This window comes from Streptomyces sp. NRRL B-3229, from assembly GCF_000719505.1.
GTDB lineage: Bacteria > Actinomycetota > Actinomycetes > Streptomycetales > Streptomycetaceae > Streptomyces > Streptomyces griseorubiginosus.
Map to the genome: position 1 here is coordinate 349,223 of NZ_JOGP01000007.1, position 14,461 is coordinate 363,683.

Genomic DNA, 14,461 nt, shown 5'->3' on the forward strand with positions numbered 1-14,461 from the left:
ACGGGCACAGGGCACATCATTCCGTCGTCGGGGAGGCCGGCCCGGTGATCCTCACGGTCACGCTGAACACCGCGCTCGACATCACCTATCGCGTACGGTCGTTGCGGCCGCACACCAGCCACCGGGTCACGGAGGTCGTCGAACGCCCGGGCGGCAAAGGGCTGAACGCGGCCCGGGTGCTGGCCGCGCTCGGCCACGAGGTGACGGTGACGGGTTTCACGGGCGGCGCCACGGGCCGTACCGTCCAGGACGCGCTCACCGCCGTGCCGGGCCTGGTGGACGCGCTGGTCCCGGTCACCGGCGCGACCCGGCGCACGATCGCGGTCGTGGACGAGCGGTCCGGCGACACCACGCAGCTCAACGAACCGGGTCCCACGGTGACCGCGGCGCAGTGGTCCGCGTTCCAGGAGGCGTACGAGCATCTGGTGCCGTCCGTCTCGGCGGTGGCCCTGTGCGGGAGTCTGCCGCCGGGGGTGCCGGTGGGGGCGTACGCGGCCCTGATCCGCACGGCGAAGGCGGCCGGGGTGCCGGTCCTGCTGGACACCAGCGGTGAGGCCCTCCGGCGGGGCGTCGCCGCCCGCCCCGACATCGTCAAGCCGAACGCCGACGAGCTGGCCGAACTGACCGGCTCCCACGACCCGCTCCGCGCGACCCAGGACACCCGCCGCCGGGGCGCCCGTGCGGTCGTCGCGTCGCTGGGCAGGTCGGGTCTCCTCGCGGCCACCCCGGAGGGCCGCTGGCGAGCGACCCCACCGGCCCCCGTCCACGGCAACCCGACGGGCGCGGGCGACGCGGTGGTGGCGGGCCTGCTGTCGGCCCTGGTGGAGAACCTCCCCTGGCCGGACCGCCTGACCCGAGCGACAGCGCTGTCCGCGGCCACGGTGATGACCGACACAGCGGGCGACTTCGACCAGGCCGCGTATGAGGGCCTGCTGGAGCGGGTGACGGTGACCGGGGAGGTCAGTGCGGCGTGACTGCTACGAGTCGACGTTCTCCGTCACCCTGAACTGGTCGAGGAGGGCGTTGCACTGGTTGCCCTGCTGGCAGGAGAGCTGGACGGTGTTGGTGCCCTTGGTGAGGGAGACCTGGGCCCAGGTCTCCTGCCATCCGTTGGCGGGGAGCTTGCCGAAGTTCTTCATGTTCAGGGGTCGGGGGGACGACTTTCCGTTGACCGTCACCGTGGCGTTGGCGTCGCCGTCGGGGAGGCCGTAGCGGACGTAGACCCGGTAGACGCCGGCCTTCTTGATGCCGTTGACCGTCCAGGTGACCGAGGCGCCCTGCTGGTTGAAGCCCTGGACGTACACGCCGCCGTCGGACTTGGCGCCCTCGACGTCGGACGCGGTGCTGGGGCCGCCCTCCAGTCGCATCGTCTTCACGTCGGCCTTCGGAAGTTCGGCTTCTTGCTCCGCCGACGATGCGGACGCGCTCGGCTCCGCGCTCTGCGAGACACTCGGCGTGGTCCCCGCCTGGTTGCCCGTGTCCTTCTTGTCGTCGTCGCCGCCCAGCATGGCCACGCTGATGCCGATGACGACCGCCGCGACCACCGCGATCGCACCGATGAGCAGACCCTTGGTGTTGGGGCCTCCGCTGCGACCGCCGCCGCTGTAGCCCGGCATGGGCTGCTGGCTGGTGGGGGCCGAGCCGGGGAAGGTCTCGGGGGCCGCGTAGTGGGCGCTCGGCTGGCCGTAGGCGCCCTGCGGCTGCTGCGGGACCTGGCCGTACCCGGCGGTCGGCGCGGTGGGTGCCTGCTGCTGGCCGTACTGCCGCTGGCCGACCGAACGCACTCTGTTGACGGAGTTCGGATAGCCGTAACCACCGGAGGGCGGTTGGGCCCCATTGGCCTGGCCGTCGGCGTAGAGGTAGCCGAACGGGTCGTCGTCCTCTGGCGTGCTCGCGCCGTTGTTGCCGGACGTCATCCCTTGGTACTCCTCAAGCAGGTGCGATCGGATGCGATACGTGGAGTCAGAATGGCGAGCCTACCCGCTTCCGATGGCCCAAACGGGTGACCCGGATCGCATCAACTCGCTGACCTGGGGGTCAGCCCGCGCGTCTGTGTTGTTTGGGACGAGATCGTTTCTCGACGTACATCCGCTCGTCGGCTGACTTCAACACTTCGTCCGCCGTCATCCCGCAGTGCGCCCAGCCGATGCCGAAGCTGGCACCGACCCGCACGGCCCGTCCCTCGGCCCGGATCGGCTGGATGATCTCGTTGCGCAGGCGTACTGCGAGGTCGGCCGCGTCGGCCTTGCCGAGCCCGTCGGCGAGGATCACGAACTCGTCGCCGCCGAGCCGGGCCACGGTGTCGCCGTCGCGGACGCACTGGGACAGCCGCCGGGCGACCTCGATGAGGACCGCGTCACCCGCGTTGTGCCCGAACCGGTCGTTGATCGACTTGAAGCCGTCGAGGTCGCAGAAGAGGACCGCGAGCCCCTTGGCGCCGTCGTCGCGGTCCCCCTCGGGGGCGACGGTGTGCACATGGTGGTCGAAGGTGTCGTACGCCTGCGCGCCGCCCTGCCGGAAGTCGAAGCCCTGGCCGGCCGCGTCGAAGGCGGGGTGGCCGAAGGCCGCGTCGACCGGCTCCAGGGCGCCGGAGTGGGTGGGGCGCTGACAGAGCCGGGAGGAGAGCCGCGCGCGCAGCTCGGCGGAGTTCGGCAGGCCGGTCAGGGAGTCGTGGGAGGCGCGGTGGGCGAGCTGCATCTCACGCTGCTTGCGTTCCGCGATGTCCTCGACGTGGGTGAGCAGGAAGCGCGGACCGTCGGCGGCGTCGGCGACCACCGAGTTGCGCAGAGAGACCCACAGGTAGGTGCCGTCCCGGCGACACAGGCGGAGCTCCGCGCGGCCGCCCTCCGCCGAGGTGCGCAGCAGGGTGCCTATGTCCTCGGGGTGGACGAGGTCGGAGAAGGAGTAGCGGCGCATCGCGGAGGCGGGGCGGCCCAGCAGGCGGCACAGGGCGTCGTTGGTGCGCAGGATCCGGCCGTGCTGGTCGCCGCCCATCTCGGCGATGGCCATGCCGGAGGGGGCGTACTCGAAGGCCTGCCGGAAGCTCTCCTCGCTGGCCCGCAGAGCCTGCTGCTCCCTTTCGAGCCTGACCAGTGCCCGCTGCATATTCGCACGTAGACGCGCGTTGCTGATCGCGATGGCGGCCTGGAAGGCGTACATCTGGAGCGCTTCTCGACCCCAGGCGCCGGGCCTGCGGCCGTTGCGCGGCCGGTCCACGGAGAGCACGCCGATCAGCTCGCCGCACTGGCCGCCCGACACGCTCGGTGTGTACATGGGCGCGAAGAGCCGGTCGGAGGGGTGCCACTCGTCCTCGAAGCGGGGCGCGGGCCCGTCGGTGTACCACTGCGGGACGTCGTCGTCGTCGAGGACCCAGCCCTCGGTGTGCGGGATGAAGACCAGGTCGCCCCAGGTCTCGCCCATGCTCAGGCGGCGCTCCCAGGACTCGCGGGAGCCGGTCCGGCCGGTGATCAGTGCCTCGGCGGCCTGGTTGCCGGAGAGGGCGGCGACCACGAGGTCGCCGTCTGGGCGCACGAGGTTGACGCACGCCAGCTCGTAACCGAGTGCGGTGACCACGCCGTTCGCGACGGTCTGCAATGTGTCGGCCAGGCTACGGGCCGTGTTCATGTCGGCCATGACCTGGTGCAGTTGTCGCAGGGACGCCAGACGGACGTAGGGCTCCGACTCGGTCTCCATTGCTTGTCCTCCCCCCGAGACCTCGCAGCGAATCAAGGGTCATCTGTCCAGCCACTGAATCACAGCGCGCTGCCCGCTCGGTACACAGGGTCAACAATTGGCACCTCTTGTGACTCAAGTCACAGCGAAAGGTGAGCAATTGAGCGGGGTTTCTGCGTTTTTCCTGTGCACTTACTGAGCACAAACTTTGGCTCTTTGTGGAGTCGCTGGTGGGCGCTCCGCCGGGAGACCTAGGTCCGGTCTCGGGCGAAGGCCCGATGCACGGCACGCGGCGCCGACATTAGCGTTTCCGGCGTGTCGAACTCCTCCGCCCCCGCCGCCCCGATGATCCCCTCGCCCGCCTCCGGGCATGCTGTGGGGGTGAGCAACGACGAGTTCCGCGCGGCCATGTCCCGGCTCGCCGCGGGTGTGGTCCTGGTGACCGCGTTCGAGCCCCCGCTCGACGCCGACGGCCCCGGCGGCGAGGACGTCGGCATGACCGCCACGGCCTTCCTGTCGGTCTCCCTCGATCCGCCTCTGGTGCTGGTCAGCCTGCGTACCGGCTCCCGGATGGACGACCTGCTGGACGAGCAGCCGCACTGGGCGGTCTCCGTCCTGTCCGAGAGCCAGCGGCACATCGCCGGCCGCTTCGCCATGAAGGGCCGCATCAGCGACCGCCTCCTGTTCGAGGACATCCCGTACGTGCGCGGCACGGCGACCGGCGCCGCACTGGTGGGCGGCGCCCTCGCCACCCTGGAGTGCCGCACCGAGCAACGCGTCCAGGCCGGCGACCACACCCTGGTGATCGGCCGCGTCCTGACGGCAGACGTGCCGAGTGCGGACGGTGGGCCCCTTGCCTATTTCCGGGGCAGGTACCGGCAGTTGGGATGAATTCCGTTGGCGGCGCACGCATGCTCCCGCCTAAGGTCCCCGGATGACATTCGCACCACGCCTCGAAGAAGTCACACCCGGGAATTTCGAAACCGCGACCGCGATACGCGTTCACCCCGACCAGGAATTCGCGGTCTCCCCCGTCATGCAGTCCCTCGCCGAGGCCTACGTCCATCCTCCAGGCGTGGCCTGGCCGCGCCTGATCGTCGACGGCGACCGCACGGTCGGCTTCCTCATGGCCTTCCTCGACATCGACTGGCGCGCCGACGGCGGCAGCCTGCGCCGTTCCGGCCTGTGGCGGCTGAACATCGCGGCCGACGCGCAGGGCCGGGGCTACGGCCGGTTCGCCGTCGAGTCCGTCGCGGCGGAGCTGCGCCGCCGGGGCACGAAGGAGCTGTACGTGACCTGGCACGAGGGCGAGAAGGGTCCGGCGGAGTTCTACCTCAGGCTCGGTTTCCGCAGGACCGGTGAGCTGAGCGGGGACGAGACGGTGGGGGTCCTGGACGTCGCGTAGGCCGTGTACGAACGCGAAGCGTTTGAGGGGCGCGGAGCCGTATCAAGTGCGGCTCCGCCGCGTGGGCGCGACCAGCCACGACGGGCCCGCAGCCGACCGACGACCCGTTACCCCCAGTCCCGTCCCGACCGCCCCCGCTTCGTGTCCGACCGAGCCTTCTTCTCCCGCAGCCGCCGCTCGTTGATCCCCCGGGGAATCCGAGTGGGCCGCCGCGGCTTGGGCGGCGGCGCCGTCGCCTCGGCGAGCAGGGCGGCCAGCCGTACGGCCGCCGTCTCCCGGTTCCGCCACTGCGACCGGTGCTCGGAGGACCGTACGGTCACGACCCCGTCGACGAGTCGCGAGGCCAGCCTGTCGAGGGCCCGCTGCTTCCAGACGTCGGGGAGGGCCTCGGTGCGGGCGAGGTCGAAGCGGAGCTCCACCTGGGAGTCACTGGTGTTGACGTGTTGACCGCCCGGACCGGACGACCGCGAGAAACGCCACATGAGCTCGGCCTCGGGAAGGGAGACGGAGCCGCGGATGACGTGAGGACCGGACATGGGGTCCATGTTCCCGCCTCTGACCGGTCCACGTCACCCCAATATCCCCGGCCCGCCGCCCGCTTCCGCTTGGGTAAAGAAAGTAAAGAAGCAGGGAACCTTCGACACCTCTCGCGGCGTTCCTAGAGGTAGCTGTAGCTTCGTGCCCGTTACTTAACGAGGGAAGGGACTCCCAACAATGGCTGTAAGCCTGTCCAAGGGTGGCAACGTCTCGCTCACCAAGGAGGCTCCGGGCCTGACGGCCGTCACCGTGGGCCTCGGCTGGGACGTCCGCACCACCACCGGCACGGACTTCGACCTCGACGCCTCCGCGATCGCGGTCAACACGCAGGGCAAGGTCTACTCGGACGCCCACTTCGTGTTCTTCAACAACAAGCAGACCCCGGACAGCACCATCGTCCACACCGGTGACAACCGCACCGGCCAGGGCGAGGGTGACGACGAGGCTATCAACGTCAACCTGGCCGGCCTCCCGGCCGACATCGACAAGATCGTCTTCCCGGTCTCGATCTACGACGCGGAGAACCGCTCGCAGAACTTCGGCCAGGTCCGCAATGCTTACATCCGCATCGTCAACCAGGCCGGCGGCGCCGAGATCGCCCGCTACGACCTCTCCGAGGACGCGGCCACGGAGACGGCGATGGTCTTCGGCGAGCTGTACCGCAACGGCGCGGAGTGGAAGTTCCGCGCGGTGGGCCAGGGCTACGCGTCCGGCCTGGCCGGCATCGCGCAGGACTTCGGCGTGAACGTCTGACGTGTCGCTGCGCTGAGCTGAGCGGGAGCCCCTGGTCGTACCGGCCGGGGGCTCCGGCGTCAGGCCTGCGACACGAACACGGTCCAGCTGGCGGGGGTGAAGGCCAGACGGGGGCCGGTGGTGTCGTTCTTGGAGTCACGGACGTGCACCGTGCGGGGCGCCACCGCGATCTCGACGCACGAGTTGCCGTCATTGCCGCCGCTGTAACTGCTCTTGAACCACGCCAGGTCGGAGACGTCCCCGGCAGCGGACTTGCGGATCATGTTGCTCCCAGCAGTTGTTCGATGAGGATCAACGACTCCCCTGGTGAGAGAGCCTGCGCGCGGATCGTGCCATAGCGCAGTTCGAGGATGCGCAGCTGTTTCGGATCCGAGGTCGCACGACCGTCGGACCGCCCAACCGCCGTACCGTCAGGGAACTTCAGCACCTCGATCCTTCCGTCCAGACCAGAGTGCACCTCGGTGTTCAGCGGCATCACCTGAAGCACGACGTTGTGCAGCTGCCCCACCTCCATGAGGTGTTCGAGCTGCCGACGCCACACCATTGTGCCTCCGATGGGACGACGCAAGGCTGCCTCTTCCAGCACGAAGTGGATGGACGGCGCCGGATCGCGCTCGAAGACGGACTGCCGCGCAAGCCGAGCGTTGACCATGCGCTCGACATCGTCCGGCGAATACGGCGGCTGGGCGGCGGAGATCACGGCTCGCGCATGCTCAGGCGTCTGCAACAACCCGGCGACGATGTTGCACTCGTACACCCCGATCTCGACGGCCTGCCCCTCCAACTTGGCCAGCTCGCGCACCTTCTTGGGGTACCGGACCTTCTTGACGTCCTCCCAGGCCGCGGAGATGAGCCCACCGGCCCCCAGCACCTCGTCCGCTCTGTCCAGATACTCCTGCCGGGGAATCCGCTTGCCGCCCTCGATCTTGTAGACGAGGTCCTCCCCGTACCCGACCGCCTCCCCGAACTCGCCGGCCCGCATCCCCACGGCCTCCCGCCGCAGCTTCAGTTGCCGCCCGACCGTCGCGATGACCGCGACACCCCACTCGTCGTCCGGGTCGACCGTCTCGCCGTCCACGCTCATTCCGCGCCCCTCCGCCGTACGTCCCTACCGCGACGCCCTACCCGTACGGCCGCCCCGGACAGCCCGGACACGACCGGACAAGCTCCGGACAGTCACCGTACGTATCGGCGCAGTCACTGTTCACGGTACGCACCCACGGCCACGCTGAGTGACGTGAATCAAGAAACCACGGTGATCCGTAACTTCAGCGTGCCGCTGTCGGCCACTCCTCGGGGAGCCCGCCTGGCGAGACTGCTGGCGTGCGAACAACTCCGGGAGTGGGGGCTGCCGTTGGACCCGGCGGAGCACATCGTGGCGGAGCTGGCGGCGAACGCGGCGACGCACGGCAGGGTTGCGGGAAGGGACTTCCGCCTGACGCTCTACGTGGTCGGCGAGACGTTGCGCATCGAGGTCACCGACACGAGGGGAGACCGCCTCCCCCACCCTGAACTCCCGCCTCCGGACGCGGAGTCGGGCCGGGGCCTCCTGCTGGTGGCCGCCCTGTCCACCCGCTGGGGCGTCTCCCCCGGCCCCACACCGCGCAAAACGGTGTGGGCCGAGGTGACTTTCCCTCACATGACTACCTGACGTCGACGAAGTCACCCGGGGCCGTGGCCGGGGCGGTGGTGGAGGTGCCGGCGAAGGAGTAGCGGTAGTAGCCGTCGACCGTGGCCCTGGTCGTGGTCTTCAGGACGCCCGTGCTGTTGGTCCTGATCGTCTTGAGGGTGGTGTAGGTGTTGCTGCCCTTCTTGCGGAACTGGAGCTTCACGGGCTGCGAGACATAGCCCGCGTACTTGCCCGTCGACCAGTTCGCGCGGGCGAGCTTGCCCGTGACGGTGATGGTCCTGCCCTTCTTGACCGGCTCGGGAGTCGCGTCGGCGGTCAGCGTGGCGGCCTTCTTGATGGACGCGGTGGTGACGTCGTCGTTGTAACTGGCGTTCGCGTAGAGGTCCCAGGCGCCCAGGAACAGCTTCCAGGTCCCGGCGACGCCGTTGTTCTTCATGTCGGTGGCCGGGTGGATGTTGAAGACGGCCTTGCACTTGTAGACGCCCTGGGTGGCCGTCTCCGTGCAGTCGGGGTCGTCGTCCGTCCCGAGGCCACCGGTGATGCCCTCCGTGGTCGAGCTGTCGGTGCCCTGCCACAGGAAGGCCTCGGTGAGCGCGACACCGTTCTGGTCGGTCGCGGTGTACGTGACGACGACGGACTTCGTGCCGCTGGTGCCGAGCACGATGTCCTTGCCACCGTTGACGACCGCGTTCGAGAACTTGGTGTTGCCCAGCGAGTCGTTCGGGCGCACGGTCCTGTAACCGTCGGAGGCGAAGGAGCCGATCTTCGTCGACGCACTCGTTCGCTCCGCCGCCTGAGCGGCGACCGGAACGGCGAGCGCGGACAGCACGACAGCTCCGGAGACAACGGTCGTGACCGCAACGCGTATGTGCATGAATCCCCCCACGGGAACCTGAGAGGCCCGCCGAAGTCTCCCTCCGTGCGGGCCTGTTGATCTCCGCATCCTAGGAACACGCGTCGGCCGAAGTGAAGATTTTTTGTGCAATAAGTGCGTAATCACCGGCACCTGGGGATCCGGTCTCCGGTGTCGCGGGCGCTCTTTCCAAAGGACCTCGGGAGAAAGAAACCCAACCAAGCCCCACCCCTCCTCCCGCCGCGAAGTCGCAGCTCACCCGCCTCACTCGCCCGGGTGAACATCGCCAACTCAGCTGGATTTCGGACCGGTTGCTTGCTCTACGCTCAGCGCAACACCACCGCGGACCCGCCGCGGAAAGACAACGGCCCTCGCAGGGACTGGCATCCCGATGCGAGGGCCTAGCCACCAAGGAAGAAAAGAGCTTCCCGGTGGCGCCACCAAGGAAACGAGCCTTCCAGAGGGCTGGCCCTGTACATCCAGTCCCTCCCCACCGGCGCCGCCGTGGACATCAAGACCCTCGCGTCCCGCTTTCCCGAAGGCCGGGACCGTATCGCCGCCGCCCTGCGGGAGCTGGAGACCCACGGCTACCTGCGCCGCGCCAACCCCCGCCTGCTCCTGTCGGCCACGGACACGGGACACCTGGCCCCCGGGGTAGCCGCCACCCCTGCCCCCGTACCGCCCTCCGGCGCCACCCCCGGGAACCCGCCACCCCGTCCAAACCTGCGACACCTGCGACCGCGCCTTCCGCGCTCCCGAACCGGGCCGCTGCCGCGACTGCCGAGGCGACCTCCCGAGGGCCGCCTAGCATGGACGTGACGATCCTGGCCCCTGGGCACAGACGACGAGGAGCGAGCGCCATGACCATCGCACCGGACGACGCGCGGCGGAGCGGCTCCCACGTCTACCGGGCCATGCGAGATCTCGTTCAGTCCATGGACGACACCGACACCATCCCGGGCAAGTTCGAGATCACCCAGGAAGGGATCGTCCACGACATGATGTCGCCCATCGGGCCGCACGAGCTCACTGTGCTGCGTCTCAGGAAGCGCCTGGAGAAGGTGATGCCGGAAGAAATCGTGGCGCACACGGGTGAGCCGGATGTGGAGTGTCAGTCCGAAGGCATCATGCGGCGTCCCGACGTGATGGTGATCGCCGAGGCCGACATGGAGACCGAAGGGACCTTCGATCCTCATACGATCTGCGCCGCCATCGAGGTCGTCTCCCGTTCGAACCCGGACAATGACTGGGTGAGCAAGGTCCGCGACTACCCCCTCATCGGCCTCCCGATCTACGCGATCTTCGACCCCCGCACCGCCACCGGCGCCGTCCTCACCGACATCCACCCCACCCCCGAGGGCCCCCGCTACGCCACCCGCAAGGACTTCGTCTACGGCGAGGACGTCACCATCGGCGACTGGACCATCTCCACGGACGACCTGCCGAGGTACCAGGACTAGCTTCAGCCCCGGAAGATCCGGTCCAGGTGGTACCGGAGCACGGCCTGGGCGGAGTCGGCGTCGCGTTGGCCCACCAGGACGCTGGTGCCGAGGCCCGCGGACATGGCCAGCAGGCCGACCGCCTCGGCGTGGGTGTCCGTACCGGCCCGGAGCAGCCCGGTGTCCGCCGCCTGCCGCAGCAGCCCCGCGAGTGTGGTCTCGGCGGTGTCGGGGTCCTTGATGAACGGCTGGGCCGCGAGGGCCTCGTCGGTGACCGAGAGGACGGCGTACGAGGTGTAGAGATGGTGGAACAGGCGGCTCTCCTCGTCGACCGGCAGCGCCGCCATCAGCAGCGCCTCGATCACCGCCCGCGGCCCGGGGTCGTCACCGGCGGCGCGGACCCGGGCGGTCACCCGTTCCCCGAACCTGTCCGCCAGGTGCCGCAGTCCGAACAGGAGCAGCTTCTCCTTGGACTCGAAGTAGTACTGCACCAGCCGCAGGGAGACGCCCGCCTCGGCCGCCACGTCCCGCATCCCCACCGCGTGCAGCCCCTGCCGCCCGGCGGCCCGGACCAGGGCCCGCGCGATCTCGGTGCGCCGCTCCGCGTGATCCACGCGCTTGGGCATGGTTCGACCTCTCCGCTCCTGGTCCGCTTCCGGGACTCTGCCGCCGATTTTGATGATACAGCCGTACCACGTTCGTGGTACGTTCGTATCACAAAGATCGACTGCCCAGGAGGTGGCCGTGCCCGAGCCCACAACCGCCCGTTCCCAGCCCGATGTCGGCCGCTACGTCAGCGATGCCTGGCGCGACCGCTACTTCGCCGCCTGCGACGCGGTCCACGCACTGGGCGCGCCCGCCTCCGCGGAGCTGGACGTGGAGACGTCCTTCGGGACCACGCACGTCTACCGCTACGACCCCGAGGACCCGGCCGCCCGCGAGCGCACCCCCGTCGTCCTCGTCCACGGCGCCGGCTCCTGCTCCGCCATGTGGTACCCGAACACCCCCGCCCTCAGCGCCGAACGGCCCGTCTACGCCATCGACACCCCGGGCGACCCGGGCCGCAGCGTGCAGCGCGCTCCCCTCCACGAGCCCGGGCGGGCCGCGCAGTGGCTGAACGAGACACTCGCCGGCCTGGAGCTCGACCAGGTGCACCTCGTCGGCACGTCGTACGGCGGCTGGCTCGTCCTGAATCAGGCGCACCGCGCACCGGAACGCCTCGCGTCGGTCACGCTGCTCGACCCCGGGGGCCTGGAGAAGGTGGGACTGCGTTTCTTCGTATGGATCTTCGCGAGCCTGTTCGCCACCTTCGCCCCCAAGGCGCTGCGGCCGCGTCTCGCGTCCTGGCTGGAGCAACCCGTACTCGTCGTCCCGGAACTGCGCACCATGATCCGCACCGCGGTCCGCGCCTACCGCATCCGCCGCCCGGTGCCGCAGCCGCTCACCGAGGCCGAACTGGGCACGATCCGCACGCCGCTGTACCTGGTGCTCGGCAGGCGCAGCCTCCTGGTCCACCCCGACCGGCAGGTCGAACGCGTACCCAGGCTGGTCCCCGGCGCCAGGGCCGAGATCATCTCCCGGACCGGCCACGGCCCGCAGATCGACCACGCGGAACTGACCAACCGGAAGATGCTCGACTTCATGGACGCCACGGAGATCGGCCGGCCGGCAACACACTGAACGCCGGTGACGAAACTGAGTCCAGTTCCCGGAAGAGTCGTGAAGAAACCAGGCAGATTAGCTGTATGTTCTTCGAATCGCCGGGCAACAGGATCGGCGGAGGTTGATAACTATGGTTCCCCTGCTTGTCGTTCTGCTTCTGGCCCTGCTTCTCTTCGGTGCTGGATTCGCCCTGAAGGCCCTGTGGTGGCTCGCCGTCATCGTGCTGGTCGTCTGGCTGCTCGGCTTCGTGCTGCGCAGCGCGGACGCGGGCGGTCGTAAGGGCCGCTGGTATCGCTGGTAGGCAGTCACAGGGAAGCAGCAGCCGGTTTGTGGGGCCCCGGGCACGTTCGTTCCCGGGGCCCCAGGCATGTCTCAGGCGCCGGCCGCACCCGCCTGACAGCAGGCGGCAACTACCGTGCCCGTATGCGCCTCAGCCCCCTCGCCCTCACGCGGGACCGTGACATCCCGGCCCCTCTCCTCACCGAGCTCACCGCCCTCTACTCCGCCAACCGGGAGTTCCACGCCCTCAGCGGTGACTTTCCGGATCCCGACGACATCCGCCCGGAGCAGGTGGCCGCCGCACTGGCCGACGAGTTGGCGCAGCCGGACGCGGAGGTGCTGCTCGCGCGCAGTGAGGGGCACCTCGTCGGGGTCGTGGTCACCCTCGGCCGCCACCCCGACCCGGCCGACCCGGACCCCTGGATCGGCCTGCTGATGGTCGACGCCTCACTGCACCGGCAGGGCCACGGGCGGGCGATGGCGGAACTCGTCGAGGACCGCTTCCGTGCGGAGGGCCGTACCGCCGTACGCCTCGCCGTCCTCGACGGCAACGACCGCGCCCTCGCCTTCTGGACGGCCCTCGGCTACGAGGTGATCGACCACCGGGCCGACCGCGAGCGGGGCCGGCCCTGCGCGGTGCTGCGGAAGGAGCTGCCGGGCGGGAGCCGCGGCTGAGGGCGGTGAGCAGCGTAGGTACGGCCTCAGCCCTCAGGACCGGGGCTTCGGGCCTCAGGCCTCAGGGCCGGGGCTTCGAGCCTCAGGGCCGGGGCTTCGAGCCTCAGGACCCGGGCTTCGCGGGCTTGCCCTCGCCGTACAGCCAGTCGTCCCAGATCGAGGTGAAGTCCTTGTCCGGGGCCTGCTTCTCGACGTACGCCGTGAAGTCGGCGGTGTCCGCGGTGCCGTGCCGGTGGACCGTCGCCCAGCCCCGCAGGATGCGGGCGAAGACGGTGTCGCCGACCGTCTGCCGGATCCGGTGCAGGACCATCGCGCCGCGCACGTAGACCGGGCTGCCGGAGATGTGCGCGGCGCTCGACGGCTTGGCGGGCGGGAAGGCCCAGACGTCGTCGTCCGCGCCGCGGGCGTACACCTCGTCGAAGATCTGCTGCGCGCTTCTCCCGCCGTGCTTCTCCTCCCACAGCCACTCGCCGTAGGTCGCGAAGCCCTCGTTGAGCCACATGTCCTGCCAGCTCCGCGGGGACACCGAGTCGCCGTACCACTGGTGGGCCAGTTCGTGGACGAGGGTCGGGGTGTCGGGCGGGCCGGGGAAGAAGGGGCGGTTCTGGGTCTCCAGGGCGTACCCCGCGGAGCCCCGGGGGCCGACGATCACCCCCGCGGAGGAGAAGGGATACGGCCCGAAGGTGTCCTCCTCCCACCGCAGCACCTCCGGGATACGCGCCAGCACCTTCCGGCTCGCGGCCACCTCCGTCCGGTCGACGGCCGTGTACAGGGGCAGGCCGGAGGGGGTCGTGGAGCGCTGGATGTCGTAGTGGCCGATCGCGAGGGTGGCGAGGTAGCTCGCCATGGGCTCGGCGGTGTGCCAGGTGGATGTCGTACGGCCGTCCGCGGTCCGCTGTGCCGTCAACTCGCCGTTGGAGACGGCCTGGAGACCCTGGGGGACGGTGATCGTGAGGTCGTAGGACGCCTTGTCGGAGGGGTGGTTGTTGCCGGGGAACCAGGCCATCGAGCCGGTGGGTTCGCCGAGGGCCACCGCGCCGTCGCCGTTGGGCAGCCAGCCCTCCTCGGAGCCGTCCGGGTCGGTGATCGTCTTCGGGATGCCGGAGTAGCGGACGGTCACCCGGAAGGCGTGGCCCTCGTCGAGGTCGTGGTGCGGCCGTACGGTCAGCTCCTGGCCGGCGCGGTTCCAGCGGGCCCCGTCGCCGTCGACGGTGACCTTCTCGACGTCCAGGCCGTCGAGGTCGAGGTCGAAGGCGGTGAGGTCCTGGGTGGCGCGGGCGGTGACGGTCGCGGTGCCGGAGAGCCGCTCGGTGTGCGGGTCGTAGGCGAGGTCGAGGCCGTAGTGGGAGACGTCGTAGCCGCCGTTGCCCGTCTTCGGGAAGTACGGGTCGCGCAGGCCGGAGCCGCCGGGGGTGCCGTGCACCCCGCCGTCGCACCCGGTCAGCAGGCACGCGGTCAGGGCGCCCACGAGAAACCTGGCGAGGGGAGAGAGGGAGGGGAGGGGGGAGAGGGAGGAGAGGGGAGCGAACAGCGCGGAACGGGGCACGCGGCGATCC

Annotated in this window: 17 protein-coding genes and 1 pseudogene; 10 read left to right on the forward strand and 8 right to left on the reverse strand. The window is 69.9% G+C overall.

Going from position 1 to position 14,461, the window contains the following annotated elements; translation table 11 throughout:
- The first annotated feature begins 44 nt into the window (after positions 1 to 44).
- Positions 45 to 974, forward strand: a complete 930-nt coding sequence (locus tag IF54_RS0113470) for a 1-phosphofructokinase family hexose kinase (protein WP_030317991.1) — start codon at positions 45 to 47, stop codon at positions 972 to 974.
- A gap of 3 nt (positions 975 to 977) precedes the next feature.
- Here IF54_RS0113470 and IF54_RS0113475 read toward each other — a convergent pair whose 3' ends face one another.
- Entirely contained in the window at positions 978 to 1,916 is a 939-nt protein-coding gene (locus IF54_RS0113475) for a CBM35 domain-containing protein (RefSeq protein WP_030317994.1), read from the reverse strand.
- Between the two features lie 121 nt (positions 1,917 to 2,037).
- Positions 2,038 to 3,693 carry a diguanylate cyclase CdgB gene (gene cdgB / locus IF54_RS0113480; protein WP_030317996.1) on the reverse strand — a complete coding sequence of 552 codons (1,656 nt, stop codon included), beginning with the start codon at positions 3,691 to 3,693 and terminating at the stop codon, positions 2,038 to 2,040.
- Between the two features lie 324 nt (positions 3,694 to 4,017).
- Here cdgB and IF54_RS0113485 point away from each other — a divergent pair, with 324 nt between their 5' ends.
- Together IF54_RS0113485 and IF54_RS0113490 are read left to right on the forward strand one after the other, a co-directional pair.
- The gene (locus IF54_RS0113485; RefSeq protein WP_107047832.1) at positions 4,018 to 4,563 is read left to right on the forward strand and encodes a flavin reductase family protein; all 546 of its coding nucleotides are present in this window, start codon (positions 4,018 to 4,020) and stop codon (positions 4,561 to 4,563) included.
- Positions 4,564 to 4,606: 43 nt separating this feature from the next.
- A complete protein-coding gene (locus tag IF54_RS0113490) occupies positions 4,607 to 5,077 on the forward strand; it encodes a GNAT family N-acetyltransferase (RefSeq protein ID WP_030318001.1) in 471 nt (156 codons plus the stop codon).
- Positions 5,078 to 5,184: 107 nt separating this feature from the next.
- Here IF54_RS0113490 and arfB read toward each other — a convergent pair whose 3' ends face one another.
- Positions 5,185 to 5,613 carry an alternative ribosome rescue aminoacyl-tRNA hydrolase ArfB gene (gene arfB, locus IF54_RS0113495; protein ID WP_030318004.1) on the reverse strand — a complete coding sequence of 143 codons (429 nt, stop codon included), beginning with the start codon at positions 5,611 to 5,613 and terminating at the stop codon, positions 5,185 to 5,187.
- Positions 5,614 to 5,791: 178 nt separating this feature from the next.
- Between arfB and IF54_RS0113500 the strand changes: the two genes are divergently transcribed.
- On the forward strand, positions 5,792 to 6,367 hold the full coding sequence (locus IF54_RS0113500; protein ID WP_030318007.1) for a TerD family protein: 576 nt from the start codon (positions 5,792 to 5,794) through the stop codon (positions 6,365 to 6,367).
- Between the two features lie 59 nt (positions 6,368 to 6,426).
- Here the strand turns inward: IF54_RS0113500 and IF54_RS0113505 are convergent, their stop codons facing one another.
- Positions 6,427 to 6,630, reverse strand: coding sequence for a DUF397 domain-containing protein (locus IF54_RS0113505; protein ID WP_030318009.1), 204 nt, complete (start codon positions 6,628 to 6,630; stop codon positions 6,427 to 6,429).
- Positions 6,627 to 7,451 (reverse strand): helix-turn-helix domain-containing protein, encoded by an 825-nt coding sequence (locus IF54_RS0113510; protein ID WP_030318011.1) that lies wholly within the window; start codon positions 7,449 to 7,451, stop codon positions 6,627 to 6,629. Before IF54_RS0113510 ends, IF54_RS0113505 begins: the two co-directional genes overlap by 4 nt.
- Before the next feature lie 153 nt (positions 7,452 to 7,604).
- On the opposite strand from IF54_RS0113510, the gene IF54_RS0113515 reads away from it, so the two are divergent.
- Positions 7,605 to 8,018, forward strand: a complete 414-nt coding sequence (locus IF54_RS0113515) for an ATP-binding protein (protein ID WP_030318012.1) — start codon at positions 7,605 to 7,607, stop codon at positions 8,016 to 8,018.
- Here the strand turns inward: IF54_RS0113515 and IF54_RS0113520 are convergent.
- Positions 8,011 to 8,871 (reverse strand): hypothetical protein, encoded by an 861-nt coding sequence (locus IF54_RS0113520; protein ID WP_030318013.1) that lies wholly within the window; start codon positions 8,869 to 8,871, stop codon positions 8,011 to 8,013. The two genes, IF54_RS0113515 and IF54_RS0113520, sit on opposite strands and share 8 nt — an antisense overlap.
- Positions 8,872 to 9,312: 441 nt before the next feature.
- Here IF54_RS0113520 and IF54_RS43355 point away from each other — a divergent pair.
- Both IF54_RS43355 and IF54_RS0113525 read left to right on the forward strand, forming a co-directional pair.
- A pseudogene (locus tag IF54_RS43355) lies at positions 9,313 to 9,658 on the forward strand (hypothetical protein); the annotation flags it as partial.
- Positions 9,659 to 9,710: 52 nt separating this feature from the next.
- Complete coding sequence (locus IF54_RS0113525) at positions 9,711 to 10,310, forward strand: Uma2 family endonuclease (RefSeq protein ID WP_030318015.1); 600 nt, start codon at positions 9,711 to 9,713, stop codon at positions 10,308 to 10,310.
- A gap of 2 nt (positions 10,311 to 10,312) precedes the next feature.
- On the opposite strand, the gene IF54_RS0113530 is transcribed toward IF54_RS0113525, so the two are convergent.
- Positions 10,313 to 10,915, reverse strand: a complete 603-nt coding sequence (locus IF54_RS0113530) for a TetR/AcrR family transcriptional regulator (protein WP_030318016.1) — start codon at positions 10,913 to 10,915, stop codon at positions 10,313 to 10,315.
- 118 nt (positions 10,916 to 11,033) lie between these two features.
- Between IF54_RS0113530 and IF54_RS0113535 the strand changes: the two genes are divergently transcribed.
- The 3 genes from IF54_RS0113535 (at position 11,034) to IF54_RS0113545 (ending at position 12,905) form a co-directional block, all read left to right on the forward strand.
- The gene (locus IF54_RS0113535; protein WP_234438978.1) at positions 11,034 to 11,969 is read left to right on the forward strand and encodes an alpha/beta fold hydrolase; all 936 of its coding nucleotides are present in this window, start codon (positions 11,034 to 11,036) and stop codon (positions 11,967 to 11,969) included.
- Positions 11,970 to 12,081: 112 nt separating this feature from the next.
- The gene (locus IF54_RS0113540) at positions 12,082 to 12,252 is read left to right on the forward strand and encodes a hypothetical protein (protein ID WP_020140110.1); all 171 of its coding nucleotides are present in this window, start codon (positions 12,082 to 12,084) and stop codon (positions 12,250 to 12,252) included.
- A gap of 122 nt (positions 12,253 to 12,374) precedes the next feature.
- A complete protein-coding gene (locus IF54_RS0113545) occupies positions 12,375 to 12,905 on the forward strand; it encodes a GNAT family N-acetyltransferase (RefSeq protein WP_030318021.1) in 531 nt (176 codons plus the stop codon).
- Between the two features lie 103 nt (positions 12,906 to 13,008).
- Here the strand turns inward: IF54_RS0113545 and IF54_RS0113550 are convergent, their stop codons facing one another.
- On the reverse strand, positions 13,009 to 14,451 hold the full coding sequence (locus IF54_RS0113550; RefSeq protein WP_030318023.1) for a M1 family metallopeptidase: 1,443 nt from the start codon (positions 14,449 to 14,451) through the stop codon (positions 13,009 to 13,011).
- Between the last annotated feature and the right edge of the window lie 10 nt (positions 14,452 to 14,461).